Below are 22972 nucleotides of genomic sequence, written 5' to 3' on the forward strand. Positions count from 1 at the left end.
GCCGGTGAGCATCTCTGCCGTTAGGCGGGGCGAGCCTCGACCGCGAGATCGCATCCGTGCTCGCGAATGGCGTACTGGGGCACAGACTGCATGACTTAGCTGCGCGTCTTCGACACGACTCCTGCATGAGTTCGTGCGTTCGATGATGAACGCCGCCCCTTTACTCGGGCGGGTGGAAATCGACTTTTCTTTGCACCGCTTGGTCCACATCTTCGGAAGTCATGAGGACCGTGACCCGCGACTTCACCGTGCCGCTGGCCTGGGCGACAATGGCGGTGGCTGCCATGTCCATGTTGCTCGGCAAATCGAGAATGATGACGAAGTCGTCGCTGCCAAAAGTGAAATAAAATGCTTCGAGTTTGCCGCCCATCTCCTTGGCGAGTCGATCTACCGCAGCACGTCGTTTCGAGCCGCCCTCCTTTAGCAGGCCCTTCAGACCCTGGTCGGTGTAGGAACCCTGCACGAGATACTTCGGCATAGCGTTTCCTCCTCCTCAAGCTCCTGGCGACGGAGACTATAGACCCTCGGTTGGAGGCGACATAATTGCCCTTTCCGCCATGCCGGCAAATTCCGGCAACCAGACAAGCTTCAACACAATGGCAGCGGCGGCTTGTTCCGAGGCGGACCGCAATTGCAAATTTGCTGCGCATTGGCGGGATCCCGGCCTGCGCCGGGATGACTGAGGCATGGCATAGGTCCGTTCCCTGCCAGCTTGTTGCTTATGAAAACGCTCGACAAAGCGCGCCCCATGCGCGACGAAGCACGAAAATTTTCGTCCGCGAACCATCAACGGGACCGAGCACACCATGAGCAAGACGCGCACCGAAACCGACACCTTTGGCCCGATCGACGTCGCGGCCGATCGTTATTGGGGCGCGCAGGCTCAGCGCAGCCTCGGCAATTTCAAGATCGGCTGGGAGAAGCAGCCCGCTCCCATCGTTCGCGCGCTCGGCGTCGTCAAGCGCGCCGCGGCCGAGACGAACATGGCGCTCGGCAGGCTCGATCCGAAGATCGGCGATACGATCGTCAAGGCTGCGCAGGAAGTCATCGAGGGGAAACTCGACGATCATTTCCCGCTCGTCGTCTGGCAGACGGGTTCGGGTACGCAGTCAAACATGAATGCGAACGAAGTCATCTCGAACCGCGCGATCGAAATGATGGGCGGCGAGATGGGCTCGAAAAAGCCCGTGCATCCCAACGATCACGTCAACATGAGCCAGTCGTCCAACGACACCTATCCGACGGCGATGCACATCGCGTGCTCGGAAGAGGTCGTGCACCGGCTCATTCCGGCGCTTCAGCAGTTGCGCAACGCATTGAACGACAAAGCACAGGCTTGGTCGCGCATCATCAAGATCGGCCGCACGCACACGCAGGACGCGACGCCGTTGACGTTGGGCCAAGAGTTCTCGGGTTATACCCAGCAGGTTGAGAACGGCATTGCACGTATCGAACAGACTCTCCCGGCCCTTATGGAACTTGCGCAGGGCGGCACCGCAGTCGGTACCGGTCTCAACGCGCCGAAGGGCTTCGCGGAGCTGGTGGCGGAGCGCATCGCGTCGATCACGCACCTGCCCTTCAAATCGGCGCCCAACAAGTTCGAGGCTCTCGCCGCGCACGATGCGATGGTGTTTTCGCACGGCGCGATCAACACCGTCGCCGCGTCGCTGTTCAAGATCGCGAACGACATCCGGTTGCTGGGTTCGGGTCCTCGTTCCGGCCTCGGCGAACTATCGCTCCCCGAAAACGAGCCCGGTTCGTCGATCATGCCGGGCAAGGTTAACCCGACGCAGTGCGAGGCCCTCACGCAGGTCTGCATTCAGATTTTCGGCAACAATGCCGCCATATCGTTCGCCGGCAGCCAAGGGCATTTCGAGCTGAACGTTTACAATCCTGTAATGGCCTACAACTTCCTGCAATCGGTCCGCCTGATGAGCGATGCCGCGGTATCGTTCACCGAAAACTGCGTCGCCGGCATCGAGCCGAGGGAAGACAACATCCGCGCCGGTCTCGAGCGCTCGCTGATGCTCGTCACGGCTTTGGCTCCGAAGATCGGTTACGACAACGCCGCTAAAATCGCGAAGACCGCGCACAAGAAGGGCACGACGCTTCGCGACGAAGCCGTGGGCGGCGGCTATGTGACGGACAAGGAGTTCGATGAAATCGTGCGGCCGGAAAAGATGATCGGGCCCGAGTGACATCGGCGGTCTCGCGCTGATCCTCGCAACTTTGCGACGTTCGCGGACAGACTTGCATAACAGCTGCATTGCGACCGAACGGCACTTTCAACATCAAGTGCTATGTCGCCGTTTGACGGATTTGCGTTGCTGCAGATAAAATGGCTGAAACTCAGGATGTGATTTGCATCCTTTGCGGAGTGCATTTTATGACCGCCGAGATCATCAATCTCAACAAGGTCCGTAAAGCCCGCGAGCGCGCTGACCGGGAACGGGAGGCGCATGAAAACCGGCTCAAATACGGGCAATCGAAGTCGGAGCGGGGCCTTGTTGACGCGCAGCATCGCAAGTCTCAGTCCGAGATCGACGGGGCACGACGGGAAGACAATCGCGCCGATGAAGACGCCGACGATATCGATCCCAATACCGCCTCGTAAATGAGGCCCGAAAAGCGCTCGTTCTCGATTCAGGGCCACAGAACGTCGGTTTCGCTCGAGAAAGCGTTCTGGATTGCTCTCAAGGAAGCTGCCGCCGAAGACGGCATTACGCTCGCGAGCTTGATCAATTCCATCGACAGAGGACGCGGGGATGCTGGCCTCTCGAGCGCCGTTCGCGTCTGGCTGCTCGACCGCCTGAAAGCGCGCGCGCAGGTAAAGGCGAGCGATTAGCGGCGGCCAGCCGTCGCGCGGCAGGCGAGGGGTTTACCAGTACCTAGCCCTTTCTCGCTCGCGATATTTCATATCCGGCGGGCGGGTCGACCCGGTGTCGCACCACGGATTGCCGTAATAGCCGTAGCGGCCATTGATCGGCGTGCAGTCACGTTCGACGGGTTTCTCGTACCACGGCTGCGCCTTCGGCTTCGCTCTCGTGTGGTTCGCCAGCGCTCCGGAGGCTGGGCCGACCGCGGCGAGCGCCAGGCAAATTCCGATCAAATATGCTTTCAAGACAGTTCCTTCGCGAGCGTGGTGCCCGACGTTCAGGGTTTGCTTCCGGAACGTAGGCATCGGACATCGTGGTTGCCAGCCCACCTAAAGTTGCTGATGCCAAGCGAAGGCCACGCTGCCGGAGGTCGCCGAGGTCCCGCCTTCCCGATTATCACGAGGGTCGCGGCCTCGCCGATCATCTTGCCGACGGGGTTACGTTTAAGGAAATGCGTGACGGTTCCATCGACACCGAAAAGACGGAGGGGGACTTGGAAAATGCCGCCCCGCCGCCGTACTGATTTCGAGATGTGCGCCCGTCAGGTCCCCGGGCCTTTCGCCGTTAAGGCAGACGACCCCAGCTGAATAGACCGTAAAGCCAAGCCGCTACTGCGCCGAAACCGGCAGCGATGCACAGGATGGGTACGATCTCGCTGACGTTGCCTTCGATCAGCGGCGAGGGCCGCTGCGCGAGATGGGGCATCACGATAAACGCGCTGATGAGGCCCGGTCCGAAGAGGCCGAGGATGGCGCCGCGAATGGTCATCATGCCCTGAGGCTTCCAGCCGAGGATCAGGCCAAAAAGTGCGCCCCAGAGGCCGCCAGTCAACGTGTTGCCAATGATCCAGGGCAGCTCGATCGACGGCACAAGCAGGCTCGGCACAGGGTCCGTGCTCCAGGGCATCGCGTTCCAGCCGGTCCAATATTTCACGAATAGCCAGCTGATCCCTTCTTGGGCGATGAGCGCCGCAATCATCCCGGCGACGAAGCCCATCAAAAGACTTCTCAAGGCATTCATGGTGGTGTCCCCTTCCCTGCTGTCCCCTTTTGCGCGATGTGCCCCGCGCCCTTCTTGCTACTCTGCTTGCGTGAACTATTCCATGCCTGTTGCTCAATTTACAGATTTCGACTGAAGGCTGTTCGCGGGACGCAACGGACGCGATGGCATTACAACTCGCCTTATTTTGGCCCATCGCGTAAGGCTTTCAGTACACGCCGCACAAAACGGTGCACTCGTCTTTCGTGACAGGGCACCTCCGGTCTCGTTGAGATCACGGTCGTGAGGCGCACCGGGGGGCTGGCGCTCGCGGTCCCCTGCCCAATCCAATGCTCCGCAGCGCGGGCCTTCGGGCTCGTCATAGCCGCTTCACGGGGAAGCAGCGGGCGGTGCGATTCGACCTTCTCCCATCATTGAACACGAGGGACTTCCCATGAGTAAGGGATCGACTATTGCTGTGCTTTCTCTGGCACTTGCCGCGTTCGTCGCGCCGAGCCTGGCCGATGCTAAATCGTACAAGGGCAACGGCTACGGCTTCAAAGATCGCGCGATGACCAGCCGCCGGATATCCAGTCTGTCGGGCACATCGACCGCCTGCCTGACGTCGGAAGCACGCAACCTGCTCGCGCGTATCCGGGGCCAATTCAACAACGTTCAAATCGTCTCGACCTGCCGGCCGGGTGCAAAGATCGCCGGGACGAACTATCCCTCAAAGCATGCTTCGGGACAGGCGATCGATTTCCGCGTACCGGGCCGCAAAGCCGAAGTCGTCCGCTGGTTGATCGCCAATTACAAGAACGGCGGCATCATGACCTATAACGATATGGATCATGTTCATGTCGACGTCGGCGCCCGCTTCGTCGCTCTTAACCGTCCGAGCGGCCGTACCTGAAGTTTGGAGGCGGGCAGTGCAGCCCGCCTCAATTTCAATCAGGCGTTGTCCACGGGATGCTGAAACGGCATGCATTTCAGGGCTCTGTGGCGCATCCTGGAGGCCTCCGTGCCGCCTGCGACGATCTTGCCTTTCTTGAAGGAGCAAGGCATAAAGTCGCCATCGAACACGCCTTGGCTTACTCTTCGACAGCGCTACCGCCTGCCCTAAGACGTCTCCATCGCGCGATTTGATTATCTCCGGACATTCTGCCGGGGAATGCATGTTTGCTTTGGAGGCAATTGATGTCGAACGGGACTGTGAAGTGGTTCAACGGTCAGAAGGGTTACGGCTTTATTCAGCCTGAAGAAGGTGGGAACGATGTTTTCGTTCACATCTCTGCAGTTGAGAGAGCAGGCCTTCAGTCGCTCCGCGAAGGCCAAAAGATCTACTTTGAAACCGAGCGTGGGCGTAACGGCAAGATCGCTGCCGTAAACCTCCGTCCGCTCTAAGGTTTTCGAGGCCACTCCACTCATGCGGGGAGCAGCTCGGCTGCTCCCCGCTTTTCTTATCCGGTTATCAAAAAAGGAAGTTCGGGAGATCGAATGGCGAAAGAAGAGATGCTCGAGTTCGAGGGCGTGGTGGACGAAGTTCTGCCCGACGCCCGCTGTCGCGTGAAGCTCGACAATGGGCATGAAGTCATTGCCTACACCTCGGGGCGCATGAAGAAGAACCGCATCCGCATTCTCGCCGGTGACCGTGTGACGGTCGAGATGACCCCTTATGATTTGACCAAGGGCCGCATCAACTTCCGTCACAAAGACGGTCGTCCCGGCAGTGGCGGCGGCGAACCTGCAGGCACGGCACGCTCGAGCGGCGGCCCTCCTCGTCGCGGCGGCGGACGCTAATCACGACGGACTGCGCGCTGCCTTCAACCGCAGTGCTCTCCCGCGAGTTAACGGGTTTTAGTCACTAACGGAAAGTTCGGCGGCGCGCTGCTTGTGATTGGCGCCGAGGCGCTCGGCGGTCCAGAGCCAAGCGACCACCAGCGGAATGGCGATTGCTCCCGTTGCTCCTCCAGCAAATCCGAGCCCGCCTCCGACGAGCGAAAAAAGCCACCCCGACGTCGCATCGCCGCCGCGAAATACGACCGTGTCGATGAAGTTCTGCACCTTGTATTTATCGGCTGGCGTGGCGAGCGTGTAGATCACCTTTATCGCGGGATTTGCGAGCGCGAACGAAACGATCCGTTCGGCAACCATAACGGCGGCGACGATCCAGAGCGCCGCGTCGAACGTCAGCAGGAGCACGCCCAGCGCGCCTGTCAGGGGCAAAGCAAGCAACGCTCCCGTTACGCCGAAACGGCGGAGAACGCGCGCCGTTCCGAAGACTTCGATCAGGAACGTTACGACGCTGACGGCAAGGTCGCGGCCGGAAAAGAACAGCACGCGGTCAGCGCTGTTGTCTATCGATGCCGCGACGAGGCGTGCCTGCTCCAGGTAAAAGAACGTTCCGATGATGTTCGTGATGAAGATGAAAAGCGCGATGCGCGCGAACATCGGTGTCGTGAAGACCTTTATCGCGCCGTCGAGTATGCCGCCGCCAGCGGGCTCGGACGCCGTCTTGGCTTCCGCCGGTCTAAGTCGGCGCAATTGCAAGCTCGCCAACATCGAGGCGATCAGCAGTGCAGCCGAGACAGCCAAGAGATCGACGGGTGGCAATACTCTGACCAATCCTTGCGTGAGCAATGGCCCAGCGAGTGCGCCCGCGGTGCCGCCTGCCGAGATGAAGCCGTAGAGCCGCTTCGCTTCCTCGTGCGACCAGAGTTCCGACATCAAACTCCAGAAGAGGGACACAACGAAGAGATTAAAGACGCTTGCCCAGACGAAGAACGATCCGGCCACCCAATGATCATCAGGCGACACTTTGAGCACGAGCCAGAAGACGACGAGGTTCGCCGAGAAGAAGCTGTAAATCGACGGAAGCACATAACGGCGCGGAAAGCGTGTCGCGACAAATCCGAAAAGCGGCACGAGGGCGAGCATCACGATGAAGACGACAGTGAAAAGTTCGCGGAGCGAATCCTTGCCCAGCGAGACGCCGATTTCATCGCGAACCGGACGGATGATGTAGTAGGCGGACAGCAGCGCGAAGAACATCGCGAACGACGCGAGGAGTGCTGCGATCTCTCCGGGCGCGACATCAACAAAGCGCCGTAACCACGAGCCGGAAGAGGTCGTCGATGAGGGGGATCGTTCTGATGCCATGCTGGCCGGAGTTCTCGCAGCAATCTCGCTTATTGTCTTCCCGGAACTAACAGCGGCGAGCGCGCGTCATCGTGATTGACGCGATGCAGCGGAGAAGTGCCCGGCGGAGACGCTGTTTGGCAGTGTACCTTTAATGCACGGGTGTGCCTTATCGTTAGGCAAGCAAACGTTTTCTAGATTGTGACTATGACCAATCGTTCTATACTGACGCAGTGCAGCAACAACAAGCTGTCCGGTGAGTTGGCAGTCAGCGGGAAATCCTTATCAACACAAGGACTTGCGACAGATATGAACTACTACGCCTATGAAATGGCCCATGCGTTCATGTCCCCTGTCCGATTCGGTGTCCAGGCTCTGCGTCAGACGCTCGGCTGGCCTCTCAACCCGATGAGCTACACGGCAGCGGGCAAGAACATGATCGCCGCGTGCGATGTGTTCGAGAACATCACGCGCCGTTACGGGAAGCCCGAGTTCGGCATCAAAAGCGTGCAGCTCGCGGGGCTCACGCTTCCGATCCGCGAGGAGATCGTTCTCGCCAAGCCGTTCTGCAATCTTATTCATTTCGATCGCGGCCAAGCCGAGACCGGCAAGCGTTACGATCCGAAAGTTCTGATCATCGCGCCGATGTCGGGGCACTACGCGACGCTGCTCAGGGGCACGGTCGAATCCATGCTTCCCGAACACGACGTCTACATCACCGACTGGGCCGACGCTCGCAACGTGCCGATTGCGGCGGGCCGATTCGATTTCGATGATTTCGTCGATTACCTGATCGACTTCATGCGTTTCATCGGGACGAACACGCACGTCATCGCGGTATGCCAGCCGGCTGTGCCGGCGCTTGTCGCGGCCGCGCTGATGGCTTCGCGGAACGAAACCTGTCAGCCGGCGTCCCTTGTGTTGATGGGCGGCCCGATCGACACGCGCCGTAATCCCACCAAGGTCAACGATCTCGCCGCGGAGAGATCAATCTCGTGGTTCGAATCCAACGTCATCTCGACCGTCCCATTTCCGCATGCGGGATTCATGCGTCCGGTTTATCCGGGGTTCATGCAGCTCACGGGCTTCATGACGATGAACCTCGAGCGGCACATGAACGCTCACGTCGATCTGTTCAACAATCTCGTCAAAGGCGATTGCGACAGCGTCAACCAGCATCAGACGTTCTACGAGGAATATCTCGCGGTCATGGACCTCACTGCGGAGTTCTATCTGCAGACCGTCCAAACGGTTTTCCAGGAGCACCTGCTTCCCGATAAGAAGCTGATGCACCGGAACGAACTCGTCGATTGCTCGGCGATCCGCAACACCGCTCTCATGACCGTCGAAGGCGAGCGCGACGATATTTGCGGCCTCGGCCAAACGGAAGCCGCGCACGATCTCTGCGTCGGCATCCCACACGACGAGAAAGTGCACTACGTGCAACAGGGCGTCGGCCATTACGGCGTGTTCAACGGGACGCGCTGGCGCACGGAGATTCAGCCGCGCATCCGCGAATTCATCCGGACGATCAATTACAAACGGCTGACCGGCAATCAGACGACCCGCATGCCGAAGCCGTACCGGGTGCTGAAGGATGCTCCGGACGTCGCTCCCGATTGGCGCTCGACACCGAACGGCGCGCTCAACGGCGTCAACGGCAAACATCCGCCGTCCGCCGCCGGCGAATAATTAGTGCGCCTCATCCCAGTTGTAGGCGGCTTTCGCATCGACGTGGATCGGCACCGATAGCTTGACGGCTGGTTCGCCCGCCGTCTCCATCACACGCCGCGCGACGTCGATAAGCTTCTGCGCATCCGCTTCGGCCACTTCGAACACGAGTTCGTCGTGAACCTGCAGAAGCATGCGGGCCGAGTCCAGCTTGGCCTTTTCGATGGCTTCCGGCATACGGATCATGGCGCGGCGGATGATGTCGGCTGCTGAGCCTTGTATCGGCGCGTTGATCGCGGCGCGCTCGAGGAAACCGCGCATCGACGGGTTCTTCGTGTTGATCTCGGGATAGTGGATTTTCCGTCCGAAGATCGTCTCGACATGGCCGTGCGCATGCGCAAATTTCTTCGTTGCTTCCATGTAGTCGCGGATGCCGGGGAACCGCTGGAAATACGTCTTGATGTAATCGCTCGCTTCCTCGCGACTGATGCTCAGCTGGTTTGCGAGGCCGAACGCCGAGATGCCATAGATGATACCGAAGTTGATCGCCTTGGCGCGGCGGCGCACCTCGCCCGGCATATCCTTGACCGGCACGCCGAACATTTCCGACGCCGTCATCGCGTGGATGTCGAGGCCGTCGGCGAAGGCCTTCTTGAGCTGAGGAATATCGGCGACGTGAGCGAGAACACGCAGCTCGATCTGCGAATAGTCGGCCGAGACGAGCTTCATGCCGTTATCGGCGATGAAGGCTGTGCGGATTTCCCGGCCCTCTTTCGTGCGGATCGGAATGTTCTGCAAATTCGGATCGGAGGACGCGAGACGGCCGGTCGTCGTCGACGCTAGCGCATAGCTCGTATGGATGCGGCCCGTCGAAGGATCGATGTATTCGGGCAGCGCGTCGGTGTAGGTCGAGCGAAGTTTCGAGATCTGCCGCCATTCCAGCATCGTATTGATCAGGCGGCGGGCATCGCCATCGAGTTCCTCGTTCGCCGCGAGTTCGTCCAGAAGGTTGGCGCGGGTTTCCCATTGGCCGGACTTCGTCTTCTTGCCGCCGGGTAGTTTCAGACGATCGAACAGAAGCTCTCCGAGTTGCTTCGGCGAGCCAAGATTGAACTTGTGGCCGACCAGGCCGTTGATCTCTTCCTCGAGCCTGACGGCGCGCTGCGCGAACGCACTCGACAGCCGCGCGAGGATATCGCGATCGACCTTTATACCGGCGTGCTCCATCGCGACGATGACCGGAACGAGCGGCCGCTCCAGCGTTTCGTAGACAGTCGTCACGTGTTCCGCCGCGAGACGAGGCTTCAGGACTTTCCAGAGCCTGAACGTCACGTCCGCATCTTCGGCCGCGTATTCGGTCGCCTTATCGAGCGGCATCGCGGCGAAGGTCTTCTCGGACTTTTTGGCGCCCGGCGCTTGCCCCATCGCTTGCGCAAACGTCATGCAGGCGTGGCCGAGGTGGCGCTCGGCGAGCACATCCATGCCGTGCGCATTGCGCCCGCCGTCGAGCGCGTAGGAAATCAGCATCGTGTCGTCGAATGGCGTGACGTCGACGCCGTAACGCTTCATCACCAGCGCATCATACTTGATGTTCTGGCCAATCTTCAGGACAGATGGATCTTCGAGCAGCGGCCTGAGGACGTCCAACGCTTCAGTGATCGGAAGCTGCGGCGGCCGATTGTCGGCGCCGCCAAAGAGATCGTTGCTTGGCCCCGTGTGGCCGAGCGGCACGTAGCACGCTTCACCCGGTGCGACGGCAAGCGAAATGCCGACGAGGTCGGCGCGCGTCGCGTCGAGGTCCGTCGTCTCGGTGTCGAACGCGACGTAGCCCGTTTGACCAGCCTTCCTGACCCATTCCTCCAGGCGCGTTCGCGTCGTGATCGTTTCGTACTTACTCCGGTCGATCGCCTTGGCGCGCGCGATCGCCGTTCCGGCTGCAACGGCCGCTGCCGGAGTGGCATCCTCGAATGCCGCTTCTTCGCCAAGCGCCTCGATTTTATCCGACGTCGATTGCGCTTTGGATTTTAGGCTCGCGCCGACCGAGATCGCGAGCGGCGGTGGGGCTTCCGCTCCCAAGCCTTCCGCGATGCGCTTCGTGAGCGTGCTGAATTCCATCGTGCGCAGGAAGCCGAGAAGCGCATCGATCTCGGGATCGCGAACGCCCAACGCATCGATTGTAATCTCGAGCGGCACATCGTCTTTCAACAGCACGAGCTGACGCGAGATGCGCGCCTGCTCGGCAAATTCGATGAGCTTTCCACGCCGTTTCGGTTGTTTGATTTCGCCGGCGCGCGCCAAGAGCGTTTCGAGATCGCCGTAAGTCGAAATGAGTTCCGCCGCTGTCTTGATGCCGATGCCGGGAACACCCGGCACGTTGTCGACCGAGTCGCCCGAGAGCGCCTGTACGTCGATGACTTTTTCGGGCGGGACACCGAACTTCTCAATCACCTCATCGCGGCCAATGCGCTTGGCTTTCATGCCGTCGAACATCGTAACGCCGGGGCGCACGAGTTGCATAAGATCCTTGTCGGAGGACACGATCGTGACATCGCCGCCGGCGTTCACGGCCTCTCTGGCGTATGTCGCGATCAGATCGTCGGCCTCGTAGCGGTCGAGTTCGATGCAGGCGACATTGAACGCTTTTACAGCGTCCCGGATCAGGGGAAATTGCGGAAGAAGTTCCTCCGGCGGCGGCGGGCGGTGCGCCTTGTACTGGGGATAGATGTCGTTCCGGAACGTCTCCCGGCCGGCGTCGAAAATCACGGCAATATGGGTCGGCGCTTCGGACGCTTTCGACTCGCGCAAAAGCTTCCAAAGCATCGCGCAGAAGCCGTGCACCGCACCCACGGGCAACCCGTCGGAAGGGCGCGTCAGCGGCGGAAGGGCGTGGAAAGCCCGGAAAATATAGCCTGAGCCGTCAATCAGATAGACGTGGCTTCCCTTGACGATCGGGACCAGTTCCGCCGCGCCAATGACTGAAGTCTGCTCAATTTTGTTCTGCTGCATCTTTGCTCTTTTGGCCATGTCTCGGGCGGTTAGGCACGGGGCGACTGGAGACAATCGCGGCTATTCTCAAAACCGCGGGAAGGCACGTTCCTCGACGAAATCGCGGCCATTATCGCACGCTGGCGGACCAATCTGCCAATCGTGCCGGCCGGTCCGTTGACAGCGCCCTCTGCCCCGTGGCTGATGTCCGCCAACACCTATGTAGGGTGCCGGCTGGGGAAGTTGCAAACCGTCACTTTGGGGAGACTATTTGTCATGCGCACAACCGTCAAATTCATGGCCAGCGTCGCCGCCGTTGCGGCGATAACTTCTGCTTTTGGGGCCATCGAAGCCCAAGCGCTGCCTCGCTGCCGCGCACCCGTCGAAGGCGTTGCGACCGCAACCGGCATTCTGGGAACGGGTTCGGAGAAGGCCCGGATCGAAGCCCGCGAGAACTGGAAGAGCACGGTGCGCAACCTCTATGGTCCCCGCTACGCCGACTTCTGGAATGCACAGGGCAAGCAGTGGGACTGCAAGAAGGGCGCGATCCTGCTCGCGAAATGCGTCGTCGTCGCCAAGCCCTGCCGTTATTGAGCGCCTTAGCGCCCAAGGCTTCCTGGGAAGCGCGGGCGCGGGCTGACGAGCAAAACGAAAGAAAACGTAAGGTGAGGCGCGAAGTCTCACCTTTATTTTCGAACAGTTACCGCGCCGCAGGCGTCTGCATTTGCGGCGCGCCGATGAATGGTCTATCAGTCTCGCCGAAGCACCCGTAGCTCAGCTGGATAGAGTGTCGCCCTCCGAAGGCGAAGGTCGCAGGTTCGAATCCTGCCGGGTGCGCCATTTCCAAACAAAAGAGAGAACTGCGGGCGCCGTCTGATCGAGGCCCTGCGATGCGGCTTTGGCCAGGACGGCCTTCGAGCCGGATATGCGGATGTCCTTGTCCGTGACCGTAACTTCGCGGACCGCGAGCCGGGCGATCTTTTCCGGCGTGATCGTTGGCTCACCATTCGAAATGCTCTTCTGCAGCTCGGCAAGCTCGTCGCGCTGCACCTTGAGACCAACGAGACGCTCGCGAAGGCTCAGGTCTTCAGCCGCCATGATCCCCTGCTCGACCAGGGTCAAATGACGGGTAATGGCGGCTTCGGCATCAACGCGAGGCGCCAGCCGCTTGGGGCTTCGGCTTTGCAGCAGGGCCTGGACGGCATTGAAGGTCTGCTCATCGACGATAGCAGGCACCTCGAATGCGACCCACTGCGATGGCGGCCGTCGCCGAGCGCTCCGGCTGTCGAAGCGGTTGAAGTGATGTTTGCCGCAATACGTCGACGACGTCAGCAGATCATGCACCCCGCCGGTCGAGAAGCGACGGCCGCGGCGGGTGATACCACGTTCGTTGAGATAGGTGGCGATGGCCTTGACGCCGAGCGGCCGACCATGAGCACCGGACGCGAGGTCGAAGATCAGTCGCATTACCCGGGCTTCGTCGTCACGGATGACAAGCACTTTCTTGTCCTTCGTCCCTCGCCGTTCCTGCACGGAGACGGCGTGGCCGAAGGGCGGCCGTGAACTGTTCCAGAAGCCTTGGCGCGCGTTCTCCAGCATGGCCCGATGGACGTGCTTGGCGTTCTCGCGGGACTGATGTTCGTCAAAGACGTTGAGAACCTTGCGGATGAACTCGCCACTTGCATCCTGACCGATATCTTGCGTGATCGAGATCAGTTCGACGCCGAACTTCCGCAGCTGACGCACGTAGAGTTCGGAGTGCAGCGCATCGCGGCTGAAACGACTCAAGGAATGAACGACGATATAATCGAACGGCCGCTCGATCCGCGTCGCTTTAAAGATCATCTCCTGGAAGGCGGGGCGATCGTCGTCGAGCGCCGAGGCCCCGGGCTCAGAGAAAACCTCGGCCACCTGCCAACTGCGCTGTTCGCAATAGGCGCGGCATTGGGCGACCTGATCGGGAAGTGAGAGATCGCGTTCGGCCTGACGGCTGGTTGAAACACGAATGTAGATCGCTGCTCTGACCGTCATGCTTTCTCACTCACATCGTCCTGTCCATCGAGGATAGCGGTGAGTTCGACGGCGAGGAATGCCCGCAGCAACGCGACCTCTTCGCTTGTAATCGAAAGTGTTCGCGGCAGGTCGTCCCAGACCGCCAAACCGTCTTGGAGCAGTGACGGGGCGGAGGCCTGCGGACGCGCACGTCTCCGCATCGAGAGGCGCGCTCTCCGAAGCATTCTGGTTCGAGATCTGGCGAGGTGACTGTTCCACCTCCAATTCTCTACGGGCAGTCGCTCACAGCCACTAGATCGAATGCCGAGGGGTGGTTCGTTTGCGACCCACCTCCCGCGAGAACCGCTCTAGACGAACATCATATTTTTTATATATTTCTGAACACTAGACAACGAACCGCACCATTCCGCCTCGCGTTCAAAAACGTCAGCCTACGAAATTTGCAATTAATTGCACGAAGCCGAGCGCGGCAGCAGGCAACTGAAGCGCGCGTCTGGTCACGGATTGAGAAAGGACGAACTCGCAAAATCCCGTGGCTATGTGAGAACTCCGGCGTGAAGGTCGCTCGGTGAAGCTGACGTGTTCACCGTTCTGACCTCACCCGCGCATCGCTGTGATGAGCGGGTGAACGCCCAGGATCGAGATCATCCGCTTGATGTTGTAGGCCAGGACGCAGAGGCTCATCTCGGCTTTCACGCGCTCAAGTCCTCTCGTCAGGAAGTGCGTGTAGTCCATCCACGCTTTGATCGTGCCGAACGTGTGCTCGACTGTTCTCCGGCGAACCGTCATAGCGTTGCCCGCATCCAGCCGCTTCTGCATGGCTTCGATGACGCCCTCATGCTTCCAGCGGTTCACGCGGCGCTCTTTGCTGGTCGTACACTTCGCCTGCAAGGGACAGTTACCACACTTGTTCGTCCACGTGCAGCGTTCGGCCTTCCTCGACGCGCGTGTATCGATATGAGAGGGTCTCTCCTGCGGGGCAGCGATAGGCGTTCTGGTCGGCAAGATAGACGAAGTCATCCTTGCCGAACCGACCCGCCGCTTTCGCATTCGACGTAAGCGGCTTGGGCACGTGCGGAGTTGCGCCGATGGCCTCGCAGGCGAGAACCTCCACACCGCTGAAGTAGCCGCGATCGGCCAGAATATCGATCTTCTCGACAGCCATCGCCTCTTTTGCCAGACGCGCCATGGAAGACAGTAACGTGCGGTCCACGAGAATGTTAGTGACGTCATGGGCGACGATCAGATGATTCTCAGTGTCGACAGCCGCCTGAACGTTATAGCCAACAACGCCCGCACCGCGCATGCTCGTCGCCATTGCTCGCACGTCGGGATCCGTCAAAGAGATCTGCTGATCGGGTACATCTAGAATGGCCGTCTCCAGCCGCTTGAGCTCAGCAAGCTTCGCCTTCATCGCTGTGATCTTGTCTCTCAATCGCGTGGCTTTCGCCTCCGCGTTCTCGCCCTCCTGAAGGTCGGCGGCCTCCAACGAAGCGAGGTAACGCTCGATGCTCGCTTCAACCTGCTCTAGGCGCCGCTTGAGCTTGCCCCTCGTGAAGTTGCGACCGCGAGAGTTGACGGCCTTGAGCTTGGCGCCGTCGATGGCGGCAACCGCATGCGAGAAGAGACCGAGCCGGCCGCAGATCACGATGAAGCGTGCGCAGGCCGCGCGGATGGCAATGCCATTCGCTTCTCGAAAGTCGGCGATGGTCTTGAAGTCGGGTGCAAGGCGACCGGTTAGCCACATCAGCTCGACGTTGCGAGCGGCCTCGCGCTCCAGCCGACGGCTCGACTGGATGCGATTGAGATAGCCGTAAAGATAGATCTTCAGAAGCGTCGCTGGATGATAGGCTGGACGACCGGTCGCCGCTGGCTGAATGCGCTCGAACCCAAGAGCGGCTAAGTCGAGCTCCTCTACGAAGGCATCGACCACGCGGATCGGATTATCTTCGGCAATGTAGTCTTCGAGGCAAACTGGCAACATCGTCTGCTGACGCCGGCTTTCTCCTTCCACAAATCGGCCCATCCAAGCCTCCCCGGTCGGTTGGCGCAAAGCATGGACTGATCTGCTCTTTTCACACAGCCACTCCCAAATGCCGACATTCGGCGGAACGCGAGCGTTCACACCGGCCACTACAGCGATGATGTCCGCATAGCGATGGATGGCAGACTTCGACTGCTATCTCAAAACGACAGCTAATGCCCCATAGCGGACTTTGGTCACGCCCTACGCCCTGTGGTGAGAAACCAAAACAGCCTTGGTACCTGGCCTTTGTGACAATGGGGCTTGAGCGTTGTCCAAGCGTACATTCGTCAGCGCTCAGGGTTCCGCATGCAATGCTCGTTGTCATTCTGGCGTACGACCAATTGTTATTCCGGCCAATCGTTGCGTGGGCCGGCAAGTTTGGACTGCGGTGGGTGTAGCAGCCGGATGACGCGTCTAGTTGCAACTAATTCTTAATTGCATTATCAGGCTACATTACTCTGCTTTATGCAAATAAGAAGCAGTTGCAAAAAGGATCTTCTTAGATGTTCGACAAGCTCAGGCGCTCGGTTCTCGCCGGCATGGTGGGAAGCGCCCTTGCCGCCGTACTCATGGCTGCACCGGCAACGGCCCAGGAGAAATTCAAGGCAGTGACCACCTTCACCGTCATCGCCGACATGGCGCAGAACGTGGCCGGAGATGCCGCAATCGTTGAATCGATCACCAAGCCCGGCGCCGAGATCCACAACTACCAGCCCACTCCGGGCGACATCCAGAAGGCGCAAGGCGCGCAGCTGATCCTGCGCAACGGCCTCAACCTCGAGCTCTGGTTCGAAAAGTTCTTCCAGAATCTGACGGATGTTCCGGGGGCGGTCGTCTCCGAGGGCGTTGAGCCCATGAGCATTGTCGAGGGCCCCTATACCGGCAAGCCCAACCCGCACGCCTGGATGTCGCCCTCGGCAGCGCTGATCTATGTCGACAACATCCGCGACGCCTTCGCAAAATACGACCCGGCCAATGCTGAGACCTACAAGGCCAATGCAGAGGCCTACAAGGCCAGGATCAATGCCGCCATCGATCCGATCCGGGCCGAGCTTTCCGCCATTCCCGAGGACAAGCGCTGGCTGGTTTCAAGCGAAGGCGCCTTCAGTTATCTGGCTCGCGATTTCGGGCTGAAGGAGCTTTATCTCTGGCCGATCAATGCCGACCAGCAGGGCACCCCGCAGCAGGTGCGCAAGGTGATCGACGCCGTCAGGAAGAAGGGCATCACCGTCGTCTTCTCGGAAAGCACCATCTCCGACAAGCCTGCCAGGCAGGTGGCGCGCGAGACCGGCGCGAACTATGGCGGCGTGCTCTATGTCGATTCGCTGACCGAAGCCGACGGGCCGGTGCCCACCTACATCGACCTTCTGCGCGTGACTTCCGGCACGGTCGCCAAGGGGCTGGCGCAATGAACATGCGTGCAGCCACCTTCGCCCCCGCGTCGAAAGATGCGGGGGCCGGCCTCGCGGTAAGGAACGCGACGGTCACCTATCGCAACGGCCACACCGCACTGCGCGACGCCAGCTTCGCGATCCCCACCGGGACCATCGCAGCGCTGGTCGGCATCAACGGCTCGGGCAAGTCGACGCTGTTCAAGGCCATCATGGGCTTCGTCCGGCTGGCGCAGGGCGACATCTCCATTCTCGGCCAGCCGGTCGATCGGGCGCTGAAGCAGAACCACGTCGCCTATGTCCCGCAGAGCGAAGACGTCGACTGGAACTTCCCCGTTCTGGTCGAGGACGTGGTGATGATGGGGCGCTACGGCCATATGGGCATGATGCGCATCCCGCGCCGCGCCGATCATGAGGCGGTGTCGGCCGCGCTTGCCCGCGTCAACATGAGCGACTTCCGCAAGCGCCAGATCGGCGAACTGTCGGGCGGGCAGAAGAAGCGTGTCTTCCTTGCCCGCGCGCTGGCGCAGGACGGCCGCGTCATCCTGCTCGACGAGCCCTTCACCGGCGTCGACGTCAAAACCGAGGACGCCATCATTAAGCTCCTGCGTTCGATGCGCGATGAGGGCCGGGTGATGTTGGTCTCCACGCACAATCTGGGCTCCGTGCCGGAGTTCTGCGACCGCACCGTGCTTCTGAACCGCACAGTGCTCGCCCATGGCCGGACCGCGGAGATCTTCACCCAGGCCAATCTCGAACAGACCTTCGGCGGCGTGCTGCGCCATTTCGTGCTGAACGAGGCGGACAGGTCCCAGTCCGTCGGCGTCATAACCGACGACGAGCGCCCACTGGTCCTGCGCGGCGACAGGCCCGCGACGTCAGCGCAATCGGCAGGCCTCAATGGAGGTCGTAGGTGATGTCCGTCATGCTCGAGCCGTTCGGCTACGGCTACATGCTGAACGCCATGTGGGTTTCGGCACTGGTCGGAGGCGTCTGCGCCTTCCTGTCGGCCTATCTGATGCTGAAGGGCTGGTCGCTGATCGGCGACGCACTCTCACACGCGATCGTTCCGGGTGTGGCCGGCGCCTACATGCTGGGGCTTCCGTTCTCCATCGGTGCCTTCTTCTCGGGCGGCCTCGCCGCGGCGGCGATGCTCTTCCTCAACCAGCGTACCAAGTTGAAGGAAGACGCCATCATTGGGCTGATCTTCTCGTCTTTCTTCGGGCTTGGACTGTTCATGGTGTCGCTGTCGCCCGCATCGGTGAACATCCAAACCATCGTACTCGGCAACATCCTGGCCATCACACCGGAGGACACGCTCCAGCTTGCCATCATCGGCTTCGTTTCGCTCGCCATCCTTCTGCTCAAATGGAAAGACCTTATGGTCGTATTCTTCGACGAGAGCCACGCGCGCTCGATTGGCCTCAATCCGCCGCTGCTCAAGATCATGTTCGTCACGCTGCTCTCCGCATCGACGGTGGCGGCGCTGCAGACGGTCGGAGCATTCCTGGTCATCTGCATGGTGGTGACGCCGGGCGCCACCGCCTATCTGCTGACCGACCGTTTCCAACGGCTGCTCGTCATCGCCATCGTCATCGGTGCCGTCACCAGCTTCATCGGCGCCTATGTCAGCTATTTCCTCGACGGCGCGACCGGCGGCGTCATCGTCGTGCTGCAGACAGCAATCTTCCTTGCCGTGTTCTTCCTCGCGCCCAAGCACGGCATGCTTGCCGCCCGATGTCGCGCCGCCCAGGCATTGGAGGCAGGGCTGTGAGCTTCCTGGAGACACTACTGACGCCCTTCCAGTTCGGGTTCATGGTCAATGCCCTGATCATCTCGGTGCTGGTGGCCGTGCCCGCCGCACTCCTGTCCTGCTTCCTCGTCCTCAAGGGCTGGTCGCTGATGGGAGACGCGATCAGCCACGCCATCCTGCCCGGCGTGGTGCTGGCCTATATCGTCAACCTGCCGCTGGCGCTCGGCGCCTTCGCTGCCGGCATGACCTGCGCGCTCGCCACCGGCTTTCTCAAGGAAAACAGCCGCATCAAGCAGGACACCGTCATGGGTGTCGTCTTTTCAGGCATGTTCGGTCTCGGCATGGTGCTCTACGTCAAGATCGAGACGGACGTGCACCTCGACCACATCCTGTTCGGCGACATGCTGGGCGTGAACTGGCGCGACATCGTCGAGACGGGCATCATCGCCGCGCTGGCGAGCGGCATCATCCTCGTCAAGTGGCGCGACCTGCTGCTGCACGCCTTCGATCCGGCACAGGCGAGGGCTGTCGGACTGCCGGTCCGATTGCTGCACTATGGCCTGCTGTCGATCCTGTCGCTGACGATCGTCGGGGCGCTCAAGGCCGTCGGCATCATTCTCGCCATCGCCATGCTGATCGCGCCCGGCGCCATCGCCTTCCTGCTCGCCCGCACCTTCAGCAGGATGCTCGTCCTTTCGGTCGCCATTGCTGTGCTGGCGTCCTTCTTCGGAGTCTATTTGTCCTTCTTCATCGACAGTGCCCCGGCGCCGACAATCGTGGTGCTGCTGACGATCGTCTTCATCGCGGCCTTCGTTCAAGCGACGCGCAAGGCGGCTCGGATCGAAGTGCGCGAGGCGACTTGATTCCGTGTTATCCGATCGAAAGGCACAGACGGCGGAAGATTCGTGTCCCGAATGCATCCGCTGGGCAAGTTCATTCCGCGATGCCGGTTGGTGCAGCGATTGTTAAAGCAGGTCTTCCGGGATGACGACGGATGTGCGCTTGTGGCCCTGAGCGTCGAGAGGCTGATAGCAGCTTTCAGTCTGTCGCGATAAAGCGGAGGGCTGAAGGTCGATCGACGGTCGATCCCATACGCAGACATCAGCGAACTCACCTGGGCGCGTGATTCCGCGCTGCCAGATTATGTCCGCTCAAGGAGGACGACCCTACCTTCAGACCTGTCTAGCGATTGCCGGACCTGACCCAAAGCGGACATTAGCGATCATCGCTTCTGTCAGCGCGCAAAAGAGCAAAAAAGCGTGGAACAATTGAGCGCTATCTGATGGTGAACCATAGGCGCTTCACGCACGTCGGCCGAATCCCGAGATGAAGACGTGGATATTGCCCAACCCTCACTTACGGTAACGCTCGGCTCATATCGGGAATGTCAACCACGCGGACCTCATCGCAAACTCACGAATTTGTAAGGGCTGGACGTTCGGTGATCCAGCAAGAGTCAAAGCATGGTCGTTGCGCCACCGTTCGGGCAAGATAATAGCATAGCATAGCCTTCGTGCTGCTGAAGCCTCGCACTTTGGAAGAAACCGGTCACAATCAGAAAGACGTTGGCCGATCTGGCGCGCCGCGCACGCATATCTCTTTTGGCTGGCTAGAGCGCAATGGCGGCGAGCACGCCGAGATCCGAGTAGGTCAATTTTTAGATGGAGAGATTACCATGACCAACAGTAACCTTCCCGACCACACCAATTAATCTCATGTCCACGGACCCGGTTGCGGTCACATAGCCGTCCGGCATAAGGGTCACATCGATTATCTCCACGATGCCCATCTGGATCATCCACATGGGGATCATGTGGATGAACACGTGATCGAGGTTACAGAAAAAAATCCCGATCGCTGCACGCCGGATCATCAATGTGGCGGGCATGATAAGATGCACGTCCATGGAAAGGGTTGCGGACACGAAGCTGTTCCGCACGGCGATCACATTGACTACCTAGTCAACGGTCATCTCCATCATCCTCATGGGGACCATTGCGACGATCACGGCCCGCTGGAAATCGTTAAGAATTGAGCGCTTTGCCGGTCGTTTCTGAACTAATTCCACCGCGCGACCAAGCAACGAGACGTCATTTCAGTTCGGGAGAATTGGTTCAGTGCATTTGGCATCGCCGATTTTCGCTGTCATCGTCGTATTGTGCGCGGGCGCGGGCCCGTTTGCGGGCAGCGCGCCATCATCTATTCCCACGTGGTTGAAGAAGCACGTGGGTGAGGGCGAAGATCGAATAGAAGGAATGGTCTTCGAACGGGCGCGCGCGCTCTATTTTCGCAAGACCGCAGAAGGAGAAATCAGAAATCCCTGTTACTTCGCCATGGACGCCACACGAGACGTAATCCCCAAATGCCCCTCTTGCGGAAAAGCAGACGCAACGCGCAGTGAAGGTCAGCTCATGGCGCAACACAGAAGAAATCGCCCCGTCAGGTCGTCGGCGGATTGCGACATCGTCCCAGCAGATGCGATCAGCGCTTCTTACCGCTCCTGAAATATCCGCTTTCTGGGCAAAGCAGCTAGATTGCCTCAAACTCGCCGCTGTCGAAGGTCTGTTGGCCTTTGGCAATACGGGGCAGATTCGCCCATTCTCCAGTCGCATCAGTCCTCGATCAAGCTCGACAAAACGTCTTCCCATCGTCCCAAGGCCCTGACGCTAGCGGCCTGATTGTAATATTTTTGGCTGCTCGCCAGCGTAGACCTCGATCGTGGTAGCGATGTTCTTGTGTCCGAGCATTTGCCGGACGCTTTCGTAATCACCGGGATGCGCCTGAAGTTTCGGCGACGCCGCTCAACCTTGATGCCGGCGATCTTCATCGCGCGGGTGAGCTTGCTTTTCAAGGTTTGCCCACGACTCTTTCGACAACCCCGCGAGTTGCCAGCTGGCCTTGTCAGCAAGCAGCCGAACGACCACGGGATCGGCGATGATGTCGGCGGGATGCTTTCCGGTGATTTCAGCAAAGCGCCGAACCGCCGAGCCAATCTCCGTTTTCATATTCGCCGGCAGCTGCGGGTGGTCTTTGATGTGATCTAGAAGCTTTTGGAGTGTGGGCGTTAGGTGATTTGGCGCGGGCATTGTGAACTCCACGCTGAGGCGGCAGAAGACAGGTGATGACGGAGCGCTGATTTGGTGAAAGGCCCAGGCTCTATCTTTGTTGAAAATCGGGCCTGGGAGTTTCACGAGCAGCGGCAGACTGAGATATTTGGCCTGTCTGGAAGGGACAGTTGCGGACTCAGCAACACCTAAGTTCGAAGAGCAGGATGTCTTGCCGCGCGATGCGCACTGCGCGACCGAATCTATGGCTTTTAAGATCCCCAGACTCGATAAACCGCCGGACCTCTCGCTAAGAAGCGTCAGTTCGCGAACCGTGGACGTCTCAGCCAATTCGATAAGCTGCTTGTAGTTCTTTTCGGACATAGCGGGCGGCAATTCTTCGCCTGCTGGTCTCGCTGGCGAGCTTGAGCGTGTTATCGCAACGGTCAGGCCTTTGAATCTTTCTCCACCCGTATCGATCAAACCGCCGGAGGCAGTCGGCGCTCCATGGCTCGTCGCATCGGAATCTCCCAATCGGCCGCTACGCAGCGATTTGATAATCGACGGCGCAACAGGACATCTGATCGAGCGGACTGATTTTTCAGGGCGGCATTGGATCGATCAAACCATCGGCTACGGCATTGCCGCACATGAGGGCCAATTGTTCGGATTAGCCAACCAGATACTCGGTACGCTGACGGCGCTCTTTCTCATCATCCTGTCCGTTTCGGGCATCGTGATGTGGTGGAAGCGGCGTCCGGCGGGAGTGCTTGGTGCTCCTGTGCCATTAAACCGTCCTCGCGGCGGAGCAGCGCTTTTCACCACGGTTCTTCTACTCGCCATCTACATGCCGATGTTCGCGCTGACGCTTGTTCTCGTGCTCGTCGTCGAGGCCTTCTGTCTTCGGAGATTGAAGGCTGTGAACCGTTGGCTCGGATTGCGGCCCGACGAGATGGCTAGCGCATGAAGACTGTTGGAGATGGACAGTTCGAGGAAGTTCAATCAAGAGATCATTGAGACGTGCTGAATAATCCCAGCTAAAGCCTCGACGCCCCTGGCGGTCTCATTGCCCGGGCGTCGAGGGCCAGTGAGCCAGG

Annotated in this window: 23 protein-coding genes, 1 tRNA gene and 1 pseudogene; 16 read left to right on the forward strand and 9 right to left on the reverse strand. The window is 59.9% G+C overall.

All coding sequences use genetic code 11. From position 1 onward, the window contains the following. Nucleotides 1-160: 160 nt before the first annotated feature. A complete protein-coding gene (locus tag AACL53_RS16680) occupies nt 161-478 on the reverse strand; it encodes a GYD domain-containing protein (protein ID WP_339085666.1) in 318 nt (105 codons plus the stop codon). A gap of 328 nt (nt 479-806) precedes the next feature. On the opposite strand from AACL53_RS16680, the gene fumC reads away from it, so the two are divergent. The 3 genes from fumC (at nt 807) to AACL53_RS16695 (ending at nt 2845) form a co-directional block, all read left to right on the forward strand. Next, nucleotides 807-2198: a class II fumarate hydratase gene (fumC, locus tag AACL53_RS16685; protein ID WP_339085667.1), complete on the forward strand. Its 1392-nt coding sequence runs from the start codon at nt 807-809 to the stop codon at nt 2196-2198. A 188-nt stretch (nt 2199-2386) separates the two neighbouring features. Then, nucleotides 2387-2614 carry a DUF4169 family protein gene (locus AACL53_RS16690; RefSeq protein WP_339085668.1) on the forward strand — a complete coding sequence of 76 codons (228 nt, stop codon included), beginning with the start codon at nt 2387-2389 and terminating at the stop codon, nt 2612-2614. After that, the gene (locus tag AACL53_RS16695) at nt 2615-2845 is read left to right on the forward strand and encodes a ribbon-helix-helix domain-containing protein (RefSeq protein WP_339085670.1); all 231 of its coding nucleotides are present in this window, start codon (nt 2615-2617) and stop codon (nt 2843-2845) included. A 33-nt stretch (nt 2846-2878) separates the two neighbouring features. Here the strand turns inward: AACL53_RS16695 and AACL53_RS16700 are convergent, their stop codons facing one another. Both AACL53_RS16700 and AACL53_RS16705 read right to left on the reverse strand, forming a co-directional pair. Further along, on the reverse strand, nt 2879-3121 hold the full coding sequence (locus AACL53_RS16700) for a hypothetical protein (RefSeq protein ID WP_339085671.1): 243 nt from the start codon (nt 3119-3121) through the stop codon (nt 2879-2881). A gap of 319 nt (nt 3122-3440) precedes the next feature. Beyond that, nucleotides 3441-3896, reverse strand: a complete 456-nt coding sequence (locus tag AACL53_RS16705) for a hypothetical protein (RefSeq protein WP_339085673.1) — start codon at nt 3894-3896, stop codon at nt 3441-3443. 412 nt (nt 3897-4308) lie between these two features. Between AACL53_RS16705 and AACL53_RS16710 the strand changes: the two genes are divergently transcribed. The 3 genes from AACL53_RS16710 to infA all read left to right on the forward strand — a co-directional run bounded on the left by AACL53_RS16710 (nt 4309) and on the right by infA (nt 5654). Continuing rightward, nucleotides 4309-4767, forward strand: coding sequence for a DUF882 domain-containing protein (locus AACL53_RS16710; RefSeq protein WP_339085675.1), 459 nt, complete (start codon nt 4309-4311; stop codon nt 4765-4767). 284 nt (nt 4768-5051) lie between these two features. Next, the gene (locus tag AACL53_RS16715; RefSeq protein WP_013214405.1) at nt 5052-5258 is read left to right on the forward strand and encodes a cold-shock protein; all 207 of its coding nucleotides are present in this window, start codon (nt 5052-5054) and stop codon (nt 5256-5258) included. Between the two features lie 93 nt (nt 5259-5351). Next, complete coding sequence (gene infA, locus AACL53_RS16720; protein WP_339085679.1) at nt 5352-5654, forward strand: translation initiation factor IF-1; 303 nt, start codon at nt 5352-5354, stop codon at nt 5652-5654. 57 nt (nt 5655-5711) lie between these two features. On the opposite strand, the gene AACL53_RS16725 is transcribed toward infA, so the two are convergent. Then, the gene (locus AACL53_RS16725; protein WP_339085680.1) at nt 5712-7013 is read right to left on the reverse strand and encodes an NTP/NDP exchange transporter; all 1302 of its coding nucleotides are present in this window, start codon (nt 7011-7013) and stop codon (nt 5712-5714) included. A 186-nt stretch (nt 7014-7199) separates the two neighbouring features. On the opposite strand from AACL53_RS16725, the gene phaZ reads away from it, so the two are divergent. After that, nucleotides 7200-8684: a polyhydroxyalkanoate depolymerase gene (gene phaZ, locus AACL53_RS16730; protein WP_339085682.1), complete on the forward strand. Its 1485-nt coding sequence runs from the start codon at nt 7200-7202 to the stop codon at nt 8682-8684. Here phaZ and polA read toward each other — a convergent pair whose 3' ends face one another. Then, the gene (gene polA / locus AACL53_RS16735) at nt 8685-11669 is read right to left on the reverse strand and encodes a DNA polymerase I (RefSeq protein ID WP_339085683.1); all 2985 of its coding nucleotides are present in this window, start codon (nt 11667-11669) and stop codon (nt 8685-8687) included. 255 nt (nt 11670-11924) lie between these two features. Between polA and AACL53_RS16740 the strand changes: the two genes are divergently transcribed. From AACL53_RS16740 to AACL53_RS16755, 4 genes are all read left to right on the forward strand, one after another. Next, nucleotides 11925-12242, forward strand: coding sequence for a hypothetical protein (locus tag AACL53_RS16740; RefSeq protein ID WP_339085684.1), 318 nt, complete (start codon nt 11925-11927; stop codon nt 12240-12242). 169 nt (nt 12243-12411) lie between these two features. Beyond that, nucleotides 12412-12488: transfer RNA gene (locus tag AACL53_RS16745), tRNA-Arg, on the forward strand. 282 nt (nt 12489-12770) lie between these two features. Then, nucleotides 12771-13211: a hypothetical protein gene (locus AACL53_RS16750; protein WP_339085685.1), complete on the forward strand. Its 441-nt coding sequence runs from the start codon at nt 12771-12773 to the stop codon at nt 13209-13211. A gap of 15 nt (nt 13212-13226) precedes the next feature. Continuing rightward, nucleotides 13227-13616: a hypothetical protein gene (locus tag AACL53_RS16755; protein WP_339085686.1), complete on the forward strand. Its 390-nt coding sequence runs from the start codon at nt 13227-13229 to the stop codon at nt 13614-13616. Between the two features lie 59 nt (nt 13617-13675). On the opposite strand, the gene AACL53_RS16760 is transcribed toward AACL53_RS16755, so the two are convergent. Both AACL53_RS16760 and AACL53_RS16765 read right to left on the reverse strand, forming a co-directional pair. After that, the gene (locus AACL53_RS16760; RefSeq protein WP_339085687.1) at nt 13676-13861 is read right to left on the reverse strand and encodes a hypothetical protein; all 186 of its coding nucleotides are present in this window, start codon (nt 13859-13861) and stop codon (nt 13676-13678) included. Nucleotides 13862-14258: 397 nt separating this feature from the next. After that, nucleotides 14259-15687 (reverse strand): annotated as a pseudogene (locus AACL53_RS16765) (IS1182 family transposase). A gap of 503 nt (nt 15688-16190) precedes the next feature. Here AACL53_RS16765 and AACL53_RS16770 point away from each other — a divergent pair. The 4 genes from AACL53_RS16770 to AACL53_RS16785 are packed head-to-tail and all read left to right on the forward strand — an operon-like array spanning nt 16191 to nt 19694. Continuing rightward, nucleotides 16191-17099 (forward strand): metal ABC transporter substrate-binding protein, encoded by a 909-nt coding sequence (locus tag AACL53_RS16770; protein ID WP_339085688.1) that lies wholly within the window; start codon nt 16191-16193, stop codon nt 17097-17099. Next, nucleotides 17096-17995 carry a manganese/iron ABC transporter ATP-binding protein gene (locus AACL53_RS16775; protein ID WP_339085690.1) on the forward strand — a complete coding sequence of 300 codons (900 nt, stop codon included), beginning with the start codon at nt 17096-17098 and terminating at the stop codon, nt 17993-17995. The genes AACL53_RS16770 and AACL53_RS16775 overlap by 4 nt, the downstream gene beginning before the upstream one ends. Next, entirely contained in the window at nt 17995-18852 is an 858-nt protein-coding gene (locus tag AACL53_RS16780) for a metal ABC transporter permease (RefSeq protein ID WP_339085691.1), read from the forward strand. Before AACL53_RS16775 ends, AACL53_RS16780 begins: the two co-directional genes overlap by 1 nt. Beyond that, a complete protein-coding gene (locus tag AACL53_RS16785) occupies nt 18849-19694 on the forward strand; it encodes a metal ABC transporter permease (RefSeq protein WP_339085692.1) in 846 nt (281 codons plus the stop codon). The genes AACL53_RS16780 and AACL53_RS16785 overlap by 4 nt, the downstream gene beginning before the upstream one ends. A 794-nt stretch (nt 19695-20488) precedes the next feature. On the opposite strand, the gene AACL53_RS16790 is transcribed toward AACL53_RS16785, so the two are convergent. Together AACL53_RS16790 and AACL53_RS16795 are read right to left on the reverse strand one after the other, a co-directional pair. After that, nucleotides 20489-20755, reverse strand: coding sequence for a hypothetical protein (locus AACL53_RS16790; protein ID WP_339085694.1), 267 nt, complete (start codon nt 20753-20755; stop codon nt 20489-20491). 877 nt (nt 20756-21632) lie between these two features. Next, nucleotides 21633-22259 (reverse strand): hypothetical protein, encoded by a 627-nt coding sequence (locus tag AACL53_RS16795; protein ID WP_339085695.1) that lies wholly within the window; start codon nt 22257-22259, stop codon nt 21633-21635. 70 nt (nt 22260-22329) lie between these two features. On the opposite strand from AACL53_RS16795, the gene AACL53_RS16800 reads away from it, so the two are divergent. Beyond that, complete coding sequence (locus tag AACL53_RS16800; protein WP_339085696.1) at nt 22330-22842, forward strand: PepSY domain-containing protein; 513 nt, start codon at nt 22330-22332, stop codon at nt 22840-22842. Nucleotides 22843-22972 lie beyond the last annotated feature (130 nt).

The organism is Hyphomicrobium sp. ghe19, assembly GCF_902712875.1.
Taxonomy (GTDB): Bacteria; Pseudomonadota; Alphaproteobacteria; order Rhizobiales; family Hyphomicrobiaceae; genus Hyphomicrobium_B.